The sequence below is a fragment of the Micromonospora haikouensis genome (assembly GCF_900091595.1).
Taxonomy (GTDB): domain Bacteria; phylum Actinomycetota; class Actinomycetes; order Mycobacteriales; family Micromonosporaceae; genus Micromonospora; species Micromonospora haikouensis.
The window spans coordinates 1-1,360 of sequence record NZ_FMCW01000092.1 but is presented as its reverse complement, the minus strand read 5'-3'; the positions used below and the strand labels follow the sequence as shown (position 1 = coordinate 1,360).

Below are 1,360 nucleotides of genomic sequence, written 5' to 3'. Positions count from 1 at the left end.
CAGTGGCATCTCCGAGCCGATGCCGGTCGCCGCGACCTTCGCCTTCGGCGTGGAGGACGGTCAGATCCTCGACGACCTGGCCCGCCTGGACACGACGGTCACCGTGGTCGACGCGGCGAGTCTGCGGGGCATGATCGAGGCGGGGGAAACCTTGGAGGCGCGAGGGCTGGCCGCGTTCGAAGGCGACGACCGTGGCATCGCGGATCTGCTGGTCGACCAGATCGAGTTCGCCGACGTGCTGGTGGTCAACAAGACCGACCTGGTCGGCCCGGAGGACCTGACGGTGGTCGAGGCGCTGCTGACCCGGCTGAATCCCGCCGCCCGGCAGGTCCGTGCCGTGCACGGTCGGGTCCCGCCGGCGGAGGTGCTCGACACCGGCCGGTTCGACCTGGAGCGGGCGGAGACCGCGCCCGGCTGGGTCGCCGAACTCAACGGCGGGCACGTGCCGGAGACGGAGGAGTACGGCATCTCCAGCATCGTGTTCCGTGACCACCGGCCGTTTCACCCGCAGCGGCTGTGGGACCTGTTCGCCGCTGGCCTGGACGGCTACGGTGTGGTGCGCTCGAAGGGCTTCCTGTGGCTGGCCAGCCGCCCGGACGTGCAGGCCCTCTGGTCGCAGGCCGGCCTGTCCGGGCGGTGTGACCCGGTCGGCGTGCCGGTGGTGGTGTCTGGGGAGTGGCCGGAGGATCCCGACGAGCGGGCCGAGTTGGAGTCCCGCTGGCACCCGGTCTTCGGCGACCGGCAGCAGGAACTCGTCCTCATCGGCGTCGACCTGGACGGCGACGGCCTGCGGGCGGCTCTGACCGCATGCCTGCTCACCGACCCGGAGATCGCTGCCGGCGAGGACGCCTGGCGGGCGTTGCCGGACCCATTCCCAGAGTGGGATCTTGGCGACCTGCACGACCACGACCACGCCGAACCAGTCTCGGCCTGACCATGGCGACCGCCCTGGCACTCGAGGACGTCGCCCGGTGGCGGCGCGACTGGGAGTTCATGATGTGCCACTATCAGCCTGATCGTGACGATCTCCTCACCGTCGGTCTGCAACTCCTTGGGCGCCCAACGGAGCGAGTGCTCGATGTCGGGGGTGGCCCGGGCACCACCGCCGAGGCGGTGCTGCGGCGGTGGCCCCACGCGGACGTCACGGTCCTGGACGTCGATCCGGCCCTGCTGGCCCTGGCCGAGACGGCCCTGCCGCAGGTGCGTACCGTCCGGGCGGACATCGGCTCGCCCCGCTGGCTTCCACTGGCCGGCGGCCCGTACGACCTAGTAGTGCTTTGTCACATTTTGGTATATTTCGTAGGCTGTGGGTTTGGTGGGTCGTTAGCTCCGGTGTGGATGTGCGCGAGGTAGAGCGTCT

Annotated in this window: 2 protein-coding genes; both read left to right on the top strand. The window is 70.2% G+C overall.

All coding sequences use genetic code 11. The features are described from left to right. Positions 1 to 934: GTP-binding protein (locus GA0070558_RS32615; RefSeq protein WP_091287427.1), on the top strand; the 934-nt coding region annotated here is incomplete at its 5' end. Between the two features lie 2 nt (positions 935 to 936). Beyond that, a complete protein-coding gene (locus GA0070558_RS32610; RefSeq protein WP_091287423.1) occupies positions 937 to 1,353 on the top strand; it encodes a class I SAM-dependent methyltransferase in 417 nt (138 codons plus the stop codon). The last annotated feature ends 7 nt before the right edge of the window (positions 1,354 to 1,360 follow it).

Bases quoted from the DNA above. Each gene is read 5' to 3' on its own strand.
- GA0070558_RS32610 (WP_091287423.1), top strand. From the start codon at position 937: ATGGCGACCGCCCTGGCACTCGAGGACGTCGCCCGGTGGCGGCGCGAC.